This window comes from Mesorhizobium sp. XAP4 (genome assembly GCF_029269325.1).
GTDB classification, from domain to species: domain Bacteria; phylum Pseudomonadota; class Alphaproteobacteria; order Rhizobiales; family Rhizobiaceae; genus Mesorhizobium; species Mesorhizobium ciceri.
The window spans coordinates 439,042-454,368 of sequence record NZ_JARIXW010000003.1 but is presented as its reverse complement, the minus strand read 5'-3'; the positions used below and the strand labels follow the sequence as shown (position 1 = coordinate 454,368).

The following is a 15,327-nucleotide window of genomic DNA, read 5'->3' as shown; positions in this document are numbered from 1 at the left end:
GCCAATACAAGATCAATGGCACCAGCAGACCAGACCCGCAAGACCGCATCCTGGGATAGTGGCAAAGCCACATCCGGAGATAGCAGCATAGCTGCATCTGGAGATAGCAGCACAGCTGCATCCGGTGTCAGCGACGATATCGCATCCCGCCTGCTCGGCTGGTATGATGTGCATCACCGTGAATTGCCGTGGCGCATCACGCCCCGTGAGCATGCACGCGGCGTGCGGCCTGATCCCTACCGCATCTGGCTCTCCGAGGTCATGCTGCAGCAGACCACCGTCGAAGCTGTGAAGGCTTATTTCCGGATTTTCGTCGAGAAATGGCCCGATGTCGAGGCGCTGTCCGCGGCGCCGGCGGAGGACGTGATGAAGGCCTGGGCCGGGCTCGGTTACTACTCCCGCGCCCGCAATCTCAAGGCTTGTGCCGATCTTGTGGCCGAGCGTGGCGGCCGGTTTCCCGACACGGAGACGGGTTTGAGAGAGCTGCCCGGCATCGGCGCCTATACGTCGGCGGCCATCACGGCGATTGCCTTCGATCGCCCCGCCGCGGTTGTCGACGGCAATGTCGAACGTGTCATCTCCCGGCTGTTTTCGATCACAACCCCGCTCAGCGAAGCCAAGCCCGAGATCCGCGCCCATGTCGAGCGCATGGTGCCCGGGATAAGGCCTGGCGACTTCGCCCAGGCGATGATGGATCTCGGCGCCACCATCTGTACGCCACGCCGGCCGCGCTGCATGCTGTGCCCGCTACGCGAAGACTGCAGCGCGGTCGTTTCAGGCGATCCCGAGCACTTCCCGGTGCGCCTGCCCAAGGCCGACAAGCCGCAGCGGCACGGCGCGGCCTTTGTCGCCGTACGGGCCGACGGCGCCATCCTTCTGCGCAAACGGGCCGAGAAGGGCTTGCTCGGCGGCATGACCGAGGTGCCGACGACAGGCTGGACCGCGCGGATCGATGGGGCAACCACGCAAGCGGCCGCGCCGTTTCCCGCCGACTGGCGGCATGCGGGCCGCATTGCGCATGTCTTCACGCATTTCGCTCTCGAACTCGAAGTCTTTCACGCTCACATCAAAGGTGATGCGCCAGACGGGCATTTCTGGTCGCTCGCTCACGAGATTTCCGGCGAGGCGCTGCCGACTGTCATGAAAAAGGCAATCGAGGCTGCGATACCCGGCGCGACGAAAAAGCCGTCGCCACACAGTGCAAAGAGGCCCCATGACTGAAATACGCCACATCGTTTTCGACATCGGCCGCGTGCTGATACACTACGATCCCAACATTCCGTTCAGCCGCCTCATTCCGGATGCCGAAGAGAGAAAGTGGTTTTTCGACAATGTCTGCACGCATGATTGGAACATCGAGCAGGATCGCGGCCGGACCTGGGCAGAGGCCGAGGCGCTGCTGATCGCGGACCACCCCGATCACGCGGAAAACATCCGCGGTTTCCGCCGCCACTGGCACGAGATGGTGCCGCATGCCTATGAGGACAGCGTCGCCATCATGGTCGGTCTGATCGAGAGCGGCCACGACGTGACCATGCTGACCAATTTTGCCAGCGACACGCTGGCCGAGGCACGCGAACGCTTCGATTTTCTCAATCGTCCGCGCGGCGTGACGGTGTCGGCTGACATCCGCCAGATCAAGCCCGACCAGGCCATCTACGATCACCACGTCGCCGCGTTCGGCCTCGAGCCGTCGGCCACGCTGTTCATCGACGACAGCCAGAAGAATGTCGACGGCGCCAGAGCGGCTGGCTGGCAATCTGTGCTGTTCACCGACGCAAGGACGCTTCAAGCAGACCTTGAACGTCTCGGAATCAAGGCCTGATTTGAATCGCTTCGCGCGATCCGTTGAGCCTTTGAATCAACGGCATTCGAAGCAATTGGCAGGGGCTCAGGCCCCTGCCCGCTCCATGCCGAGCCGCGCGATGCGGCGAAGCTCGTCGATCGGGGTCAGGCCACCGCTGCGCTCATAATGCCAGAAGGTCCAGCCGTTGCAGGCATCCAGCCCCTGCACTTCGGCGCCGACCTTGTGGATCGAACCGGCGCTGTCGCCGATCGCCACCGTGCCGTCGGCCCGCACCTTGGCCGCCCAGCGCTTCTTGGCATCGTAGAGCGTCGCACCCGGCATCATCAGCCCGTTGTCGATCAGGCTGACGAAGGCAACGCGCGGCTCGGCGCGCTTGCCCGTGAGAACGGTCAAGTCGGCCTCTTCCAGCGGCCGCACTGCGTCGATGCGCTCGTTGGCGGCGTCGATATAGGCCTGCTCGCGTTCGATGCCAACGAAATGGCGGCCGAGACGCTTGGCCACCGCGCCTGTGGTGCCGGAGCCGAAGAAGGGATCGAGCACGATGTCGCCCGGTTTGGTCGAGGCCATCATGATGCGGGCAAGCAGCGCTTCCGGCTTTTGGGTCGGATGCAGCTTGTCGCCATTGTCGTTTTTCAGCCGCTCGCCGCCGGTGCAGATCGGAAACAGCCAGTCGGAGCGCATCTGGATGTCGTCGTTGGACGCCTTCATCGCTTCGTAGTTGAAGGTATAGCCCTTGCCCTTCTGATCGCGCGTGGCCCAGATCATCGTCTCATGTGCGTTCTGGAAGCGGCGGCCGCGGAAATTCGGCATCGGGTTGGTCTTGCGCCAGACGACGTCGTTAAGGATCCAGAAGCCAAGATCCTGCATCTTGGCGCCGACACGGAAGATGTTGTGATAGGAGCCGATGACCCAGATGGTGCCGTTGGGCTTCAGCACCCGGCGCGCCGCCAGCAGCCAGGCACGGGTGAAGGCGTCATAGGCCTCGAAACTCTCGAACTGGTCCCAATCGTCGTCAACGGCGTCGACCTTCGACTGATCAGGGCGGTGCAGGTCGCCGTCGAGCTGCAGATTGTAGGGCGGATCGGCGAAGATGACGTCGATCGATTTTTCGGGCAGCCGGTCTAGCGCGGCGACGCAGTCGCCCTTGAGGATCGTGTCCAGCCATTCGGATTGCTGGGGAGCGTGGGAAAGCTCGTCGAGAAGACGCACGGCAGACATTCTGACACCCAAGGCACGCGTTACTGTTTACTCCTGGTTATGGTTACCGATCAGCGTAAATATTCCGTGAAGGCCAAGGGACGGGTGTGGCGAATTTGCGAAGGCGGCCCTGTTGGTGTATGCCGCGCCGCCTGAGCCTTCCGAGGCCACTTCGCCCTCCCATTGTCCGGATCACCATGCCCCAGCCAGACCTTGTCATCTTCGATTGCGACGGCGTGCTCGTCGATTCCGAGATCATCGCCGCCCGCGTCGACGCCGAGCTTTTGACCTTGGCCGGATACGAGATATCGGCTGAGGAGATTTCGGAGAGCTATGCCGGCCTGACCTTCAAGGACATCATGCTGCGGGTCGAGGAAAAGTCCCGCATTCCCTTCCAGGCCTCTCTTATCGACAGGGAGGAACAATTGGTCGACCGCAAACTGCGCAGTGACGTCCGCGCCATCGATGGCGCGCGCGAGGCCGTTGCCGCGGTAACCGTGCCGCGCTGTGTTTGCTCGAATTCACGCTCCGAGAGGATCGAATTCATGCTGGAGAAGGTGCATCTTCTGCCGTTTTTCACCGACCGGATTTTTTCGGCGATGGAAACACCGACCGGGAAAACGAAACCGGCGCCGGACGTGTTCCTGTTTGCGGCGGAGAAACTCAGCGCCAACCCGGCGAACACTTTCGTTATCGAGGATTCCGTGCACGGCGTCCACGGCGCAAGGGCGGCGGGCATGCGGGTGATCGGCTTCACCGGCGCGGGACACAGTTATCCCGGCCATGCCGACGCGCTCACCGAGGCCGGCGCCGAAACGGTGATCCGCCGCTGGGCAGAGCTGAAAAGCGTGATCGCCGCGCTGTCGGAGTGGTCGGACGCCTGAGAAGCGTGCGCCGCGACGCACGCCTCATGCAACTGCCGAGACCTAGTTCGTCGCGGCAGCCCTCTTGCGGCGGGTCTTCTTCGACTTGTCGGCCGTTGCCTGATGCGCGGTTTCGTCATAGCCGGCAAAGGCCTGATAATCCTGGGCCGTCGGCTCGGGCACGACGACATTGGAATCGGTGAAGACGAACTGCGTGGCAACCGAAGGATCGGTGACCTGGACCTGATACTGGTGGAGCTGCGAGTAGAGGACCTCGGTGCCGTGCATCACCGCCGTTCGGATCGGCATGGTGATCGTGCCTGGAGAAAACTTCGGTCCGGGGACAATCTTGCCGGCGACCGCAATCTTCATCGTCAGTTGGCCGTTGGCACGGCTGCAGTCGCGTGTCACGTCGCTGACCGACGCCTGGTAGATGATGTTGGCCGATTCGTCGGGCGGCGTTGCAGCAGCGGCGTCAGCCTCGGCCTGGGCCGCGGCATCCTGCGCGGCATCGCCGGTCTTCTTGATCCTGGGCTTGGGCTTCTGAGCTTCCCTGGAATAGGTGTTGAAGAAGGCCGCGCCGTCCCGCACCGTCACCCTGGGACAATAGGCCTGCAACTGGCTGGCCAGGATCTTCGGATCCTGCGGCGGCGGTGGCGCCGTCGGGTCCTCCTTCTTGCCGATGCCGAGGTTCAGGATGCCATTGTCGCCCGATTGGCAGCCGGCGGCGGCAAGCATAAAGCCGGTGAGCGCAAGACCCGCCAAAAAGCGACCACTGAATGTACGAAACGCCATGAAACTGCACTTCCCTCTCGCAAAGCTGGTGACGTATATCAACCGCGCGGCAAAAATGCGACTGAGCCAGTGCAGAATTAACCACCTTGCGGTGGACGGAAAAAGCCAGGCAGTAACGGAATTGTGACATGCACTATGTGAGTACCCGCGGGGAAGCCCCCGTTCTTGGATTTTCCGACGCCGTGCTGGCTGGGCTGGCGCGCGACGGCGGGCTCTACGTGCCGCGCGAGTGGCCACAGTTTTCCGCCGCCGAGATCCGCGCCATGCGCGACCTTGCCTATCCCGACCTTGCCATCCGCGTGCTGTCGCCGTTCCTTGGCGGCGAAATCCCGGCGCCCGTCTTCGAGCGGCTGGTCCGCGAAGCCTATGCCACCTTCCGCCACGAGGCTGTCTGCCCGCTGGTGCAGACCGGCCCCAACACCTTCGTCCTGGAACTCTTCCACGGGCCGACGCTCGCCTTCAAGGACGTGGCGATGCAGCTTCTGGCCCGGCTGATGGACCATGTGCTTGCCGAACGCGACCAGCACGCCACCATCGTCGGCGCCACCTCGGGCGATACCGGCGGGGCTGCCATCGATGCCTTTGCCGGTCGCAGCCGGACCGACATCTTCATCCTTTTCCCGCATGGCCGCGTCTCGCCGGTGCAGCAGCGGCAAATGACGACGTCGACGGCTGCAAATGTCCATGCGCTGGCGATCGAAGGCAATTTCGACGATTGCCAGGGCCTGCTCAAGGACATGTTCAACGATCACGGCTTTCGCGACCGGGTGGCGCTTTCGGGCGTCAATTCGATCAATTGGGCCCGCATCATGGCCCAGATCGTCTATTATTTCTCCTCGGCGCTGTCGCTCGGCGCGCCGGACAGGCCGGTTTCCTTCACCGTGCCGACCGGCAATTTCGGCGATATCTTTGCCGGCTATGCCGCCAAGAAGATGGGCTTGCCGATCGATCGGCTGGTCATTGCCACCAATGACAACGACATCCTGGCGCGCACTTTTTCGACCGGCGAATACCGCACCAAGGGCGTCTTTGCGACCACGTCGCCGTCGATGGATATCCAGGTGTCGTCGAATTTCGAACGCTTGCTGTTCGAGGCCTCCGGCCGTGACGCCGCGACCGTGCGGCGCTACATGGACGGCCTGAAGCAGTCCGGTGCTTTCACTATCGAACCCCACCAAATCGCCGGGATGCGGTCCGAATTCGACGCCGGCCGCGCTGATATGGACGAGGTCGCCGCCACCATCCGCTCGACGCTCGCGACCAGCAACTATCTGCTCGATCCGCACACTGCGGCAGCCGTGCATGTCGCCGCAGGCAAGGCGTCAGGCGCCGTGCCGATGGTGGTGCTGGGTACAGCACACCCGGCAAAATTCCCGGCCGCCGTCGAAGCCGCCAGCGGCGTGTCGCCCGCACTGCCCGCATGGCTAGGTGGGTTGATGACATCGGAGGAAAAATACACGGTACTTCCATCCGACCTGAAAATGGTGGAAGATTACGTCGGCCGCCGCGCGCGGGCGGCGCGTTAGGGAGTAGTAGCCATATGGGTGTTGAGGTAAGCCGTCTGTCGAACGGCCTGACAGTCGCCACCGAAACCCTTCAAAGCATCGAATCGGTTGCCCTTGGTGCCTGGGTCAAGTCGGGTGCCCGCAATGAACGTGACGACGAGCATGGCATGGCCCATCTGCTCGAGCACATGGCGTTCAAGGGCACGAAAAGGCGGAGCGCCTTCGAAATCGCCTCGGAGATCGAGGACGTCGGCGGCGAAATCAACGCCGCCACCAGCGTCGAGACCACCTCCTACTATGCCAGGGTGCTCTCCGACGACGTGCCGCTGGCCGTCGACATTCTTGCCGACATCCTGCAGGAGTCCGAATTCGACCCGCAGGAACTCGAACGCGAACAGCATGTGATCCTGCAGGAGATCGGCGCCGCGCACGACACGCCCGACGACATCGTCTTCGACCGTTTCACGGAAACCGCCTATCGCCATCAGACGATTGGGCGCTCCATTCTCGGCACGCCCGAAACCGTCAAATCCTTCACCTCGAAACAACTTCACGACTTCATAGAGCGGCAATATGGCGCCGAGCGCATGGTGATTGTCGCCGCCGGCGACATCAAGCATGACAATTTCGTGCGCGAGGTCGAAAAGCAGCTCGGCGGCTTCCGCAGCAAGGCCGACAGCACCATCCCGCAATATGCGCAATATGTCGGCGGCGATTTTCGCGAGGACCGCGACCTGATGGACGCGCAGATCGTGCTGGGGTTCGAAGGCCGCGCCTATCATGTGCGCGACTTCTACGCCTCGCAGGTGCTGTCGATGATCCTCGGCGGCGGCATGTCGTCGCGCCTGTTCCAGGAGGTCCGCGAGAAGCGCGGCCTGTGTTACTCGGTCTATGCCTTCCATTGGGGCTTTTCCGACACCGGCGTCTTCGGCGTCCATGCAGCGACCGGCCAGAGCGACATCGCCGAACTGGTGCCTGTCATCATCGACGAACTGCAGAAGGCCGGCGAGAAGATCCTGCAGGAAGAACTCGACCGGGCGCGCGCCCAATATCGCGCCGGACTGATCATGTCAGCCGAAAGCCCGGCCAGCCGCGCTTCGCAGATCGCACGGCAACTGCTTCTGTTCGGCCGGCCGATCGCCAAGGAGGAACTGATGGAACGGCTGTCGGCGCTGACGATCGAGCGGCTGACCGATCTATCGTCGCGTTTGTTCTCGACCAAGCCGACGCTTACCGCTGTCGGGCCTGTGGGCACACTGGCGCCCTATGAGGCGATTCTCGAATCGCTGGCGGGCACGCAGACCGCGGCCCGCAAGCTCGCCGTCTAAGCCCCTCAAAGCGCCATGTTCGCGCTCCCTTTCTTTCGCCGTGACCTGCCGGCACTGAAGGGCGACCGTGTCACGTTGCGCGTGCCGTTCACCAACGACTATCGCGAGTGGGCGGCGGTGCGCGGGGAAAGCCGCGCCTTCCTCGAACCATGGGAGCCACGCTGGACTCCCGACGAACTCGACCGCAACGCATGGCGGCTGCGCATCAGCCGCTACCGCGAGGATTATGCTCAGGGAACCGCTATCGCCTTCTTTATCTTCGAGAGGAGCAGCGGCAAGCTTGCCGGCGGCATCACGCTCGGCAACATACGCCATGGCGTCTCGCAAAGCGGCCATGTCGGCTACTGGATCGGCGAGCGCTTCGGCGGCCGCGGCCTGATGACCGACGCGGTCAAGGTGGTGACCCGCTTCGCCTTCGATACGCTGAGGTTGCACCGGATCGAAGCGGCCTGTATTCCCGACAATATCAGGTCGATCCGCGTGCTTGAAAAAGCCGGATTTCGGCGCGAAGGACTGCTGCGATCCTATCTCAGGATCAACGGCATCTGGCAGGACCACTACCTCTACGCCCGGATCGCGGACGATCCGCCGGGCGTTGGAACGAAGGACTGATTTTTGACGAAATTCCTGCGCAACGGGCCGCTGTTCGCCATTGTCCTCGCGACACTCCTGACGCTGTGGGCGGCATCGTCGGCCTTCGCCGTCGAGCCGATCAAGATCGCCCGCGACGACGTCGCGCTCGACCTTTCCGGCGCCGTCGAGATCTACCGCAACCAGGGCGAGAATTTCCAGGTGTCGACCGCGCCGGGTCCGGACGGCATCGTGCGGCGCATCGAGGTCGAGGCCAATGATGCCCGTTCGACCGGTGACTGGGCTGTCTTCGCGCTCGCCAACACCACCGACCAGCAGCTCGACCGGCTGATCGTCGCACCGCATTTCCGCCTGGTGAATTCCGGCATCTTCTGGCCGGATCTGGGCTCGACCCGCATCGCTGCCATCACGCCCAGCGAAGGCTTCGCGCTCGACCGCCAGACCAGTCCCGACGCCGACGTTTTCCGGGTGACGCTGAACCCCGGCACGGTGATCACCTTCATCGCCGAACTGGCCTCGCCGAAGCTGCCGCAGGTCTACCTCTGGGATCCCGAATCCTACAAGGACTCGGTCAATTCCTACACGCTGTTTCGCGGCATCGTCATCGGCATTGCGGGCCTGCTGGCGCTGTTCCTGACCATCCTTTTCGTGGTCAAGGGGACCTCGATGTTCCCCGCGACCGCCGCGCTTGCCTGGGCGGTACTGGCCTATATCTGCGTCGATTTCGGCTTCCTCAACAAGGTCATCGAGATCTCGCCCGGCAATGAGCAGATGTGGCGGGCGGGAACGGAGGTGGCGCTGGCGGGAACCTTCGTGGTGTTCCTGTTCGCCTATCTCAACCTCAACCGATGGCACGGCCATTTCAGTTATGGCGCGCTGGTCTGGATACTCGGGCTGGTGCTGATCGCCGGCGTCGCGATCGTCGATCCCGCGGTCGCCGCCGGCATCGCCAGGCTGTCCTTCGCCGCCACCGCACTGACGGGGCTTGGCCTGATCATCTTCCTCGGGATTCGTGGTTATGATCGTGCGATCATGCTGGTGCCCAGTTGGGTCATGGTGCTGTTGTGGTTATGCGGGTCGTGGATGGCGATCACCGGCATGCTCGACAACGACATCGCCCAGCCGGCCCTGGGCGGCGGGCTGATCCTGATCATCCTGCTGATCGGCTTCACTGTCATGCAGCATGCCTTTGCCGGCGGCGCGCTGCATCAGGGCCTGTTCTCCGATCTGGAGCGGCAGGCGCTTGCCGTCGCCGGATCGGGCGACACGGTGTGGGACTGGGACGTGCTGCGCGACCGCGTCGTCACCAAGCCCGATGTCAGCATCCAACTCGGGCTGGCGCCGAACAGCCTCGGCGGTGCGGCGCGTAACTGGCTGCCGGTGCTGCATGCCGACGACCGCGACACGTTCCGCACGACGCTCGACGTCGTGCTCGAGCACCGGCGCGGCCGGGTGTCGCAGAACTTCCGACTGCGCGGCGCCGACGGCCACTATCACTGGTTCTCGCTGCGTGCGCGCCCGGTCATCGGATCCGACGGCGAAGTCATCCGCTGCGTCGGCACCATGGTCGACGTGACGGAGCAGAAAAAGTCCGAGGAAAGGCTGCTGCACGATGCCGTGCACGACAACCTGACCGGCCTGCCGAACCGCGAACTTTTGATGAACCGGCTGGAAGCGATCATCTCGATCGCGCGCACCGAAGAGAAGGTGCGCCCGACCGTCTTCGTCATCGACATCGACCGTTTCAAGCAGGTCAACGACGGGCTCGGCATCTCGGCCGGCGACACCATCCTCTTGACCATCGCGCGTCGCCTGCACCGGCTGCTCAAGCCGAAGGACTCGCTGTCGCGCTTTGCCGGCGACCAGTTCGCGCTGATGCTGTTGTCCGAACAGGACCCGGCCCGCATCGCCGCCGTGGCGGATGCCATCAAGCATGCCATCAACAATCCGATCACCTTTGCCAAGCGCGAGATCGTGCTGACCGCCTCGATCGGATTGATCACCTGGAATTCGCCACAGATGTCGGCCGAGGACATGGTCAAGGATGCCGAGCTTGCCATGCATCAGGCCAAGCGCTTCGGCGGCGACAGGATCGAGCCGTTCCGTCCGGCTTTCCGCACTGTCGGCACCGACAGGCTGCAGTTCGAATCCGACCTGCGCCGCGCCATCGAGCGACGCGAATTCACCCTTGCCTACCAGCCGATCGTGCGGCTCGAGGACGGCAGTGTCGCCGGCTTCGAGGCGCTGCTGCGCTGGGACCACCCGCGCCGCGGCATGATCCCGCCGGCGGATTTCATCCCGGTCGCCGAAAGCTGCGGCCTGATCGTGCAGCTCGGCCTGTTTGCCATGCAGCAGGCGGCGGAAGACCTCGCCAGCTGGCAAAAGCAGATCGGCGACGCGCCGCTGTCGGTCTCGGTCAATCTGTCCAGCCGGCAGTTGATCCGCCGCGACCTGGTCAGCGACGTCCGCTCGGTCATCGCTCGGGCCAACCTGAAGCCGCGCTGCTTCCGGCTCGAACTCACCGAATCGCTCGTCATGGACAATCCCGAGCAGACCGCCCATGTGTTGACCAAGCTGAAGCAGCTCGGCATCGGCCTGTCGCTGGACGATTTCGGCACCGGCTATTCCTCATTGGCCTATCTGACGCGTTTCCCCTTCGACACCATCAAGATCGACAAGAGCTTCGTCGACGACAACACGCCCAAGCGCGCGGTGCTGCTGAAATCGATGGTCAACATGGCGCATGAACTCGGCCTGTCCGTCGTCGCCGAGGGCATTTCGGACGAGAGCGACGCGCTGGAACTGCGCCAGATGGGCTGCGAATATGTCCAGAGCTTCATGTTCGGCGCGCCAATGCCGGGCGACCAGGTGCTGAAGACGCTGAAAGAGCAGTATCCGCTGACGCAAGCGTAAACGGATCAGGCGTGTCCGGCAGCGAGGCTGAGATGCGCAAGGTCGATACCGATCGAGGCGAGGATCCGGTCGTATTTGCGCTCGATATCGGTGTCGAACAGAAGCTCGGCACTGGCCGGACAGGTAAGCCAGCCATTTTCTGCGATCTCGGTCTCCAATTGGCCGGCACCCCAGCCGGAATAGCCGAGCGCCATCAGCGCATGACGGGGTCCGCGGCCGGACGATATGGCGCGCAATATGTCGACGGTCGCCGTCAGGCAGATGTCGTCGGAAACGGTCAGCGACGATTCCACCCGATAGTCGCCCGAATGCAGGACGAAGCCCCGGCTGCGATCCACGGGGCCGCCATTGCGCACGACGAAATCGCGGGCCTGAGCCGGCAAGCGGATTGCCTCCTGCTCGTTCATGATGCCCAGTTGCACGAGCAAGTCCGGAAACAGCATCTGCTGCGTCTGGTTGATGATCAGGCCCATGGCGCCTTCATCGGAATGGGCGCAGACATAGATGACCGAGCGCGTGAAACGGTCGTCCTTCATGCCGGGCATGGCAATCAGGAACTGATCGTCGAGAAAGCCGCGACTAGCGACCGTCTTCTTGTGGCGCAACAAGTCCATGAAGGGAGCGTAACGCGTTTCCAAAGCGCCGAAAAGATGCGCCGTGCTGGATTCGACCAAAGCCTGTGGCGGCGGCTCGAACATTCTTCTCCCTCGAAGTCACGCAAATATGATACCGGCAAGGCCATGAAATCATTGCGCGGCCACGAACGGACGATCAAATCACCGCCATGCGAACCTTGAAAATCCTGCTGCTCGGCGCCGCCATCGGATCGGCCACCGCTCTTCCCGCCGCCGCCTCTTCGTCGGCGTGGTACAACAGCGAAGGCGGCAAGGTCCGGCTGGTTACATCAGGCAAAGCCGACGATGCCGGCCGCATACAGGGCGTTCTCGACATAGCGCTCAAGCCCGGCTGGAAGACATATTGGCGCGATCCGGGAGACGCGGGCGTGCCGCCGCAACTCGACATTTCGGCCAGCACCAACATCGCCGACGCCGCTCTGTCGTTTCCGGCGCCGCAGCGCCATGACGACGGCTATGGCAAATGGGCGGGCTACAACTATCCGGTCTCTCTGCCGGTGACATTCACGCTGGCGACGCCGAACCAGCCGGCGGTGATCGATGCCGACATCTTTCTCGGCATCTGCGAAACGATCTGCATTCCGGTGCAGACGCGGCTGACCGTCGACCTCGCCTCCGATCCGGACAATGCCGAGGACGCGGCGCTGGTGAAGGCGAGTTTTACGGCACTGCCAGCGCCCGCGAGGTCCGATTTCGGCATCAATGTGCTGCCGGGCGACCATGAGACGCTGATTGTCGAGGCGAGCTTTCCCGGCGATCCGGCGGCGGCGGATTTCTTCGTTGCCGGCGAGCGGGATTACATGTTCGGCACCCCGGCCCGCAGCGAAAAGGACGGCAAGCTGATTTTCACCGTGCCGATCCTCGACCGCCCCTCGACGACGCCGACCGATGGCGGGCTTCACTATACGCTGACGAGTGCGGCGGGCGCTGTCGAAGGGGTTCTGCCTTTCCCTTGATCCAGCCCATCGCAACGGTTGCAGGAAGCCGTTGGGTTCGCTACGCAAAGACACGCCCTTCCCCATTTTCCCAAGCGAGGAATCCATGACCATTTCCGTTGGCGACAAGCTGCCTGACGTGACCTTCAAGACGATGACCGACGACGGCGCCAAGCCGATCACCGGGGCCGAGATCTTCCCGGGCAAAAAGGTCGTTCTGTTTGGAGTTCCCGGCGCCTTCACGCCGACCTGCAGCAACAACCACTTGCCCGGCTATCTCGAGAACCATGACGCCATCCTGGCGCGCGGCGTCGACACCATCGCCGTCGTTTCGGTCAATGACGTCCATGTCATGGGCGCCTGGGCGCGCTTCACCGGCGGCGAGGGCAAGATCCTGTTCCTGGCCGACGGCAGTGGCGATTTCGCCAAGGCAGTGGGCCTCGACAATGACCTTTCCGCCAGCGGCATGGGGCTGCGTTCGAAGCGATTTTCGATGATCGTCGACGACGGCAAGGTCACCGCGCTCAATGTCGAGACCAAGCCCGGTGTCGACGAGTCCGGCGCGGCCCATATTCTGGGACAGCTCTGAACTTCAGTGCGCCTTCGGCCGCAACGGCGATGGCGCTTGTGGTTCATGGGTTGCTTTGGGGGGATCCTAGCGATGTTTGACATCTTCTGGCGCGCTATCGCGATCGGCGTCGGCGCCACCGTGCTGATGGATCTCTGGGCCATCTTCCTGCACAAGGCGTTCGGCCAGCCACGGCCGAACTGGGGGCCGGTCGGCCGCTGGGTCTGGCATCTCCGTGACAAGGTCTTTCACGACGATATCGGCGATACAGCACCATACGCGCATGAAAAGGCGCTGGGTTGGGCCTTTCACTATTTTGTCGGCATCATCTACGGCATCATCCTGGTGGTGCTGGCCGGAGCGGGCTGGCTTGCCGCGCCGACATTTCTGCCGGCCTTCATCCTCGGCATTGTCACCGTCGGCGCCGGCTGGTTCCTGCTGGCACCCGGCATGGGCGCCGGCTGGGCCGCCTCGAAGCGGCCCAACCCGATGCGGATCCGGGCGCTGAACCTGGTGTCGCACACGGTGTTCGCACTTGGGCTTTGGGGCACGGCGCTGCTGATACGATAAGCGCTTACGGCTGTGTCGGCCTGTCGATCGGCTGCCAGCCGTAGACAACGGAATGCGCGCCGATATCGTAGTAGTTGCCGCCGCCCGCTGGCTGATCCGCTTCTTCGTACCCGAGCCGCGCCGCTCCTGAAATTCAATAGCTCTGGGTCGAGCGCCGCACCTTCGCGATTGCCGGCGCAGCAGGCTTTGGCGCTGCTGCAGGCTTGAACGGGCCTTTCTTGAACGGCGCCATGCCTTCGCGCGCGAGTTCGTCGGCGCGCTCGTTCTCGACATGGCCGTCATGGCCCTTGACCCAGTTCCAGGTGACCTTGTGGCGCTTGTTGGCCTCGTCGAGCGCCTGCCAGAGTTCACCGTTCTTGACAGGCTTCTTGTCGGCGGTCTTCCAGCCGTTCTTCTTCCAGCCGTGGATCCACTTGGAAATGCCGTCCATGACGTATTTGCTGTCGGTGTGAAGCTCGACCGTGCACGGTTCCTTCAGCGCGTTCAGCGCCGAGATAGCGGCCAACAGTTCCATCCGGTTGTTGGTCGTCTCGGCCTCACCGCCGGAAAGCTCCTTGGTGGTGCCGTTGAAGCGCAGGATCGCGCCCCAGCCGCCAGGGCCGGGATTGCCCGAACAAGCGCCGTCGGTGAAGATCTCAACCTGTTTGCTCATGATATCAGGCCAATCCATATTCCGAAGGAGATTTGATCGCCCGGTGGAACCGCATCCTTCTGATGTATTCGGTCGGATCGCGTTTCATCACCAGCCCGCCATCGGGGACGGTCAGCCAGTCGTATAGCCGGGTCAGCATGAAGCGCAACGCCGAACCGCGCGCCAGCATCGGCAGCGCAGCCTTTTCCTGATCGCTCAGGGGCCGGACGCTCTGGTAGCCGGCGAGCAGCGCCTTGCCCTTGGTCAGGTTGAAGGAAAAATCCTTCTCGAAGCACCAGGCGTTGAGGCAGGTGGCGACATCGTAGGCATAGAGGTCGTCGCAGGCGAAATAGAAGTCGATCAGGCCGGAGAGCTTTTCGCCGAGGAAGAAAACGTTGTCCGGGAAAAGATCGGCATGAATGATGCCTTGCGGCAGGTCTTTGGGCCAGTTGCGCTCAAAATCGGCAAAGTCGGCATCAACCTCGGCCGCCAGGCCCGGCTCGACCTCGTCGGCGCGGTCGCGCGCTGCGTCCCAGAGCTTGCGCCAGCCGTCGATGGCCAGGGCATTCGGACGCGTCATCGAAAAATCGGCGCCGGCCAGATGCAATTGCGCCAACGCCTTGCCGACCTCGGCACAATGCGTGGCTGTGGGCCGCCGCAACGAAAGCCCTTCCAGGAAGGTGATGATGACCGCCGGCCGGCCGGCGAGCGTGCCGATGACGCTGCCGTCATGGGCGGTCACCGGCAGCGGGCAGGACACGCCCTTGTAGGCGAGATGGCCCATCAGCCCGAGGAAAAACGGCAGATCCGCCTTCTCGACGCGTTTCTCATAGAGCGTCAGGATGTAGGAGCCGCTCGAGGTGTGCAGCAGGAAGTTCGAGTTCTCGGTGCCTTCGGCGATGCCCTTGTAGGACAGGAGATCGCCGACCGGATAGTGCTTCAGGAATGCGCCGAGTTCGCCTTCCGCGACGTCAGTGTAGACCGCCATG

The 15,327-nt window shown here is 63.2% G+C and carries 16 protein-coding genes; 11 read left to right on the top strand and 5 right to left on the bottom strand.

Features of this window, described 5'->3' with window-relative positions; all coding sequences use genetic code 11:
- The first annotated feature begins 15 nt into the window (after nucleotides 1-15).
- Together mutY and P3C39_RS15640 are read left to right on the top strand one after the other, a co-directional pair.
- Nucleotides 16-1,221, top strand: coding sequence for an A/G-specific adenine glycosylase (mutY, locus tag P3C39_RS15645; protein ID WP_275953727.1), 1,206 nt, complete (start codon nucleotides 16-18; stop codon nucleotides 1,219-1,221).
- Nucleotides 1,214-1,825: an HAD family phosphatase gene (locus P3C39_RS15640; RefSeq protein ID WP_275953728.1), complete on the top strand. Its 612-nt coding sequence runs from the start codon at nucleotides 1,214-1,216 to the stop codon at nucleotides 1,823-1,825. Before mutY ends, P3C39_RS15640 begins: the two co-directional genes overlap by 8 nt.
- Before the next feature lie 66 nt (nucleotides 1,826-1,891).
- On the opposite strand, the gene P3C39_RS15635 is transcribed toward P3C39_RS15640, so the two are convergent.
- Nucleotides 1,892-3,025 (bottom strand): site-specific DNA-methyltransferase, encoded by a 1,134-nt coding sequence (locus tag P3C39_RS15635; RefSeq protein ID WP_275953729.1) that lies wholly within the window; start codon nucleotides 3,023-3,025, stop codon nucleotides 1,892-1,894.
- Between the two features lie 176 nt (nucleotides 3,026-3,201).
- Between P3C39_RS15635 and P3C39_RS15630 the strand changes: the two genes are divergently transcribed.
- Complete coding sequence (locus P3C39_RS15630; protein ID WP_275953730.1) at nucleotides 3,202-3,888, top strand: HAD family phosphatase; 687 nt, start codon at nucleotides 3,202-3,204, stop codon at nucleotides 3,886-3,888.
- A gap of 42 nt (nucleotides 3,889-3,930) precedes the next feature.
- On the opposite strand, the gene P3C39_RS15625 is transcribed toward P3C39_RS15630, so the two are convergent.
- The gene (locus P3C39_RS15625) at nucleotides 3,931-4,662 is read right to left on the bottom strand and encodes a hypothetical protein (protein WP_275953731.1); all 732 of its coding nucleotides are present in this window, start codon (nucleotides 4,660-4,662) and stop codon (nucleotides 3,931-3,933) included.
- On the opposite strand from P3C39_RS15625, the gene P3C39_RS15620 reads away from it, so the two are divergent.
- Genes P3C39_RS15620 through P3C39_RS15600 form a run of 5 tightly spaced genes read left to right on the top strand, consistent with a single transcriptional unit; the run spans nucleotide 4,661 to nucleotide 10,999 of the window.
- Nucleotides 4,661-4,789 (top strand): hypothetical protein, encoded by a 129-nt coding sequence (locus P3C39_RS15620; protein ID WP_263499029.1) that lies wholly within the window; start codon nucleotides 4,661-4,663, stop codon nucleotides 4,787-4,789. The two genes, P3C39_RS15625 and P3C39_RS15620, sit on opposite strands and share 2 nt — an antisense overlap.
- Nucleotide 4,790: 1 nt before the next feature.
- Complete coding sequence (gene thrC / locus P3C39_RS15615) at nucleotides 4,791-6,188, top strand: threonine synthase (RefSeq protein ID WP_013532761.1); 1,398 nt, start codon at nucleotides 4,791-4,793, stop codon at nucleotides 6,186-6,188.
- A 14-nt stretch (nucleotides 6,189-6,202) separates the two neighbouring features.
- On the top strand, nucleotides 6,203-7,495 hold the full coding sequence (locus tag P3C39_RS15610) for a pitrilysin family protein (RefSeq protein ID WP_013532762.1): 1,293 nt from the start codon (nucleotides 6,203-6,205) through the stop codon (nucleotides 7,493-7,495).
- 15 nt (nucleotides 7,496-7,510) lie between these two features.
- A complete protein-coding gene (locus tag P3C39_RS15605) occupies nucleotides 7,511-8,107 on the top strand; it encodes a GNAT family protein (protein WP_013532763.1) in 597 nt (198 codons plus the stop codon).
- A gap of 3 nt (nucleotides 8,108-8,110) precedes the next feature.
- Nucleotides 8,111-10,999 (top strand): EAL domain-containing protein, encoded by a 2,889-nt coding sequence (locus P3C39_RS15600; protein WP_013532764.1) that lies wholly within the window; start codon nucleotides 8,111-8,113, stop codon nucleotides 10,997-10,999.
- 5 nt (nucleotides 11,000-11,004) lie between these two features.
- On the opposite strand, the gene P3C39_RS15595 is transcribed toward P3C39_RS15600, so the two are convergent.
- Entirely contained in the window at nucleotides 11,005-11,613 is a 609-nt protein-coding gene (locus P3C39_RS15595; protein WP_013532765.1) for a YqgE/AlgH family protein, read from the bottom strand.
- Between the two features lie 170 nt (nucleotides 11,614-11,783).
- On the opposite strand from P3C39_RS15595, the gene P3C39_RS15590 reads away from it, so the two are divergent.
- The 3 genes from P3C39_RS15590 (at nucleotide 11,784) to P3C39_RS15580 (ending at nucleotide 13,707) form a co-directional block, all read left to right on the top strand.
- Nucleotides 11,784-12,590, top strand: coding sequence for a protein-disulfide reductase DsbD domain-containing protein (locus tag P3C39_RS15590; RefSeq protein ID WP_275953734.1), 807 nt, complete (start codon nucleotides 11,784-11,786; stop codon nucleotides 12,588-12,590).
- Nucleotides 12,591-12,675: 85 nt separating this feature from the next.
- Nucleotides 12,676-13,158 carry a peroxiredoxin gene (locus tag P3C39_RS15585; RefSeq protein ID WP_027164142.1) on the top strand — a complete coding sequence of 161 codons (483 nt, stop codon included), beginning with the start codon at nucleotides 12,676-12,678 and terminating at the stop codon, nucleotides 13,156-13,158.
- A 72-nt stretch (nucleotides 13,159-13,230) separates the two neighbouring features.
- Nucleotides 13,231-13,707 carry a DUF2938 domain-containing protein gene (locus P3C39_RS15580; RefSeq protein ID WP_013532768.1) on the top strand — a complete coding sequence of 159 codons (477 nt, stop codon included), beginning with the start codon at nucleotides 13,231-13,233 and terminating at the stop codon, nucleotides 13,705-13,707.
- 133 nt (nucleotides 13,708-13,840) lie between these two features.
- On the opposite strand, the gene rnhA is transcribed toward P3C39_RS15580, so the two are convergent.
- Together rnhA and P3C39_RS15570 are read right to left on the bottom strand one after the other, a co-directional pair.
- A complete protein-coding gene (gene rnhA, locus P3C39_RS15575) occupies nucleotides 13,841-14,359 on the bottom strand; it encodes a ribonuclease HI (RefSeq protein WP_027164143.1) in 519 nt (172 codons plus the stop codon).
- Between the two features lie 4 nt (nucleotides 14,360-14,363).
- Nucleotides 14,364-15,326, bottom strand: a complete 963-nt coding sequence (locus tag P3C39_RS15570) for a homoserine kinase (RefSeq protein WP_024503619.1) — start codon at nucleotides 15,324-15,326, stop codon at nucleotides 14,364-14,366.
- Nucleotide 15,327: the final 1 nt, after the last annotated feature.

Bases quoted from the DNA above. Each gene is read 5' to 3' on its own strand.
- mutY (WP_275953727.1), top strand. From the start codon at position 16: ATGGCACCAGCAGACCAGACCCGCAAGACCGCATCCTGGGATAGTGGC.
- P3C39_RS15640 (WP_275953728.1), top strand. From the start codon at position 1,214: ATGACTGAAATACGCCACATCGTTTTCGACATCGGCCGCGTGCTGATA.
- P3C39_RS15635 (WP_275953729.1), bottom strand. From the start codon at position 3,025: ATGTCTGCCGTGCGTCTTCTCGACGAGCTTTCCCACGCTCCCCAGCAA.
- P3C39_RS15630 (WP_275953730.1), top strand. From the start codon at position 3,202: ATGCCCCAGCCAGACCTTGTCATCTTCGATTGCGACGGCGTGCTCGTC.
- P3C39_RS15620 (WP_263499029.1), top strand. From the start codon at position 4,661: ATGAAACTGCACTTCCCTCTCGCAAAGCTGGTGACGTATATCAACCGC.
- P3C39_RS15625 (WP_275953731.1), bottom strand. From the start codon at position 4,662: ATGGCGTTTCGTACATTCAGTGGTCGCTTTTTGGCGGGTCTTGCGCTC.
- thrC (WP_013532761.1), top strand. From the start codon at position 4,791: ATGCACTATGTGAGTACCCGCGGGGAAGCCCCCGTTCTTGGATTTTCC.
- P3C39_RS15610 (WP_013532762.1), top strand. From the start codon at position 6,203: ATGGGTGTTGAGGTAAGCCGTCTGTCGAACGGCCTGACAGTCGCCACC.
- P3C39_RS15605 (WP_013532763.1), top strand. From the start codon at position 7,511: ATGTTCGCGCTCCCTTTCTTTCGCCGTGACCTGCCGGCACTGAAGGGC.
- P3C39_RS15595 (WP_013532765.1), bottom strand. From the start codon at position 11,613: ATGGACTTGTTGCGCCACAAGAAGACGGTCGCTAGTCGCGGCTTTCTC.
- P3C39_RS15590 (WP_275953734.1), top strand. From the start codon at position 11,784: ATGCGAACCTTGAAAATCCTGCTGCTCGGCGCCGCCATCGGATCGGCC.
- P3C39_RS15585 (WP_027164142.1), top strand. From the start codon at position 12,676: ATGACCATTTCCGTTGGCGACAAGCTGCCTGACGTGACCTTCAAGACG.
- P3C39_RS15580 (WP_013532768.1), top strand. From the start codon at position 13,231: ATGTTTGACATCTTCTGGCGCGCTATCGCGATCGGCGTCGGCGCCACC.
- rnhA (WP_027164143.1), bottom strand. From the start codon at position 14,359: ATGAGCAAACAGGTTGAGATCTTCACCGACGGCGCTTGTTCGGGCAAT.
- P3C39_RS15570 (WP_024503619.1), bottom strand. From the start codon at position 15,326: ATGGCGGTCTACACTGACGTCGCGGAAGGCGAACTCGGCGCATTCCTG.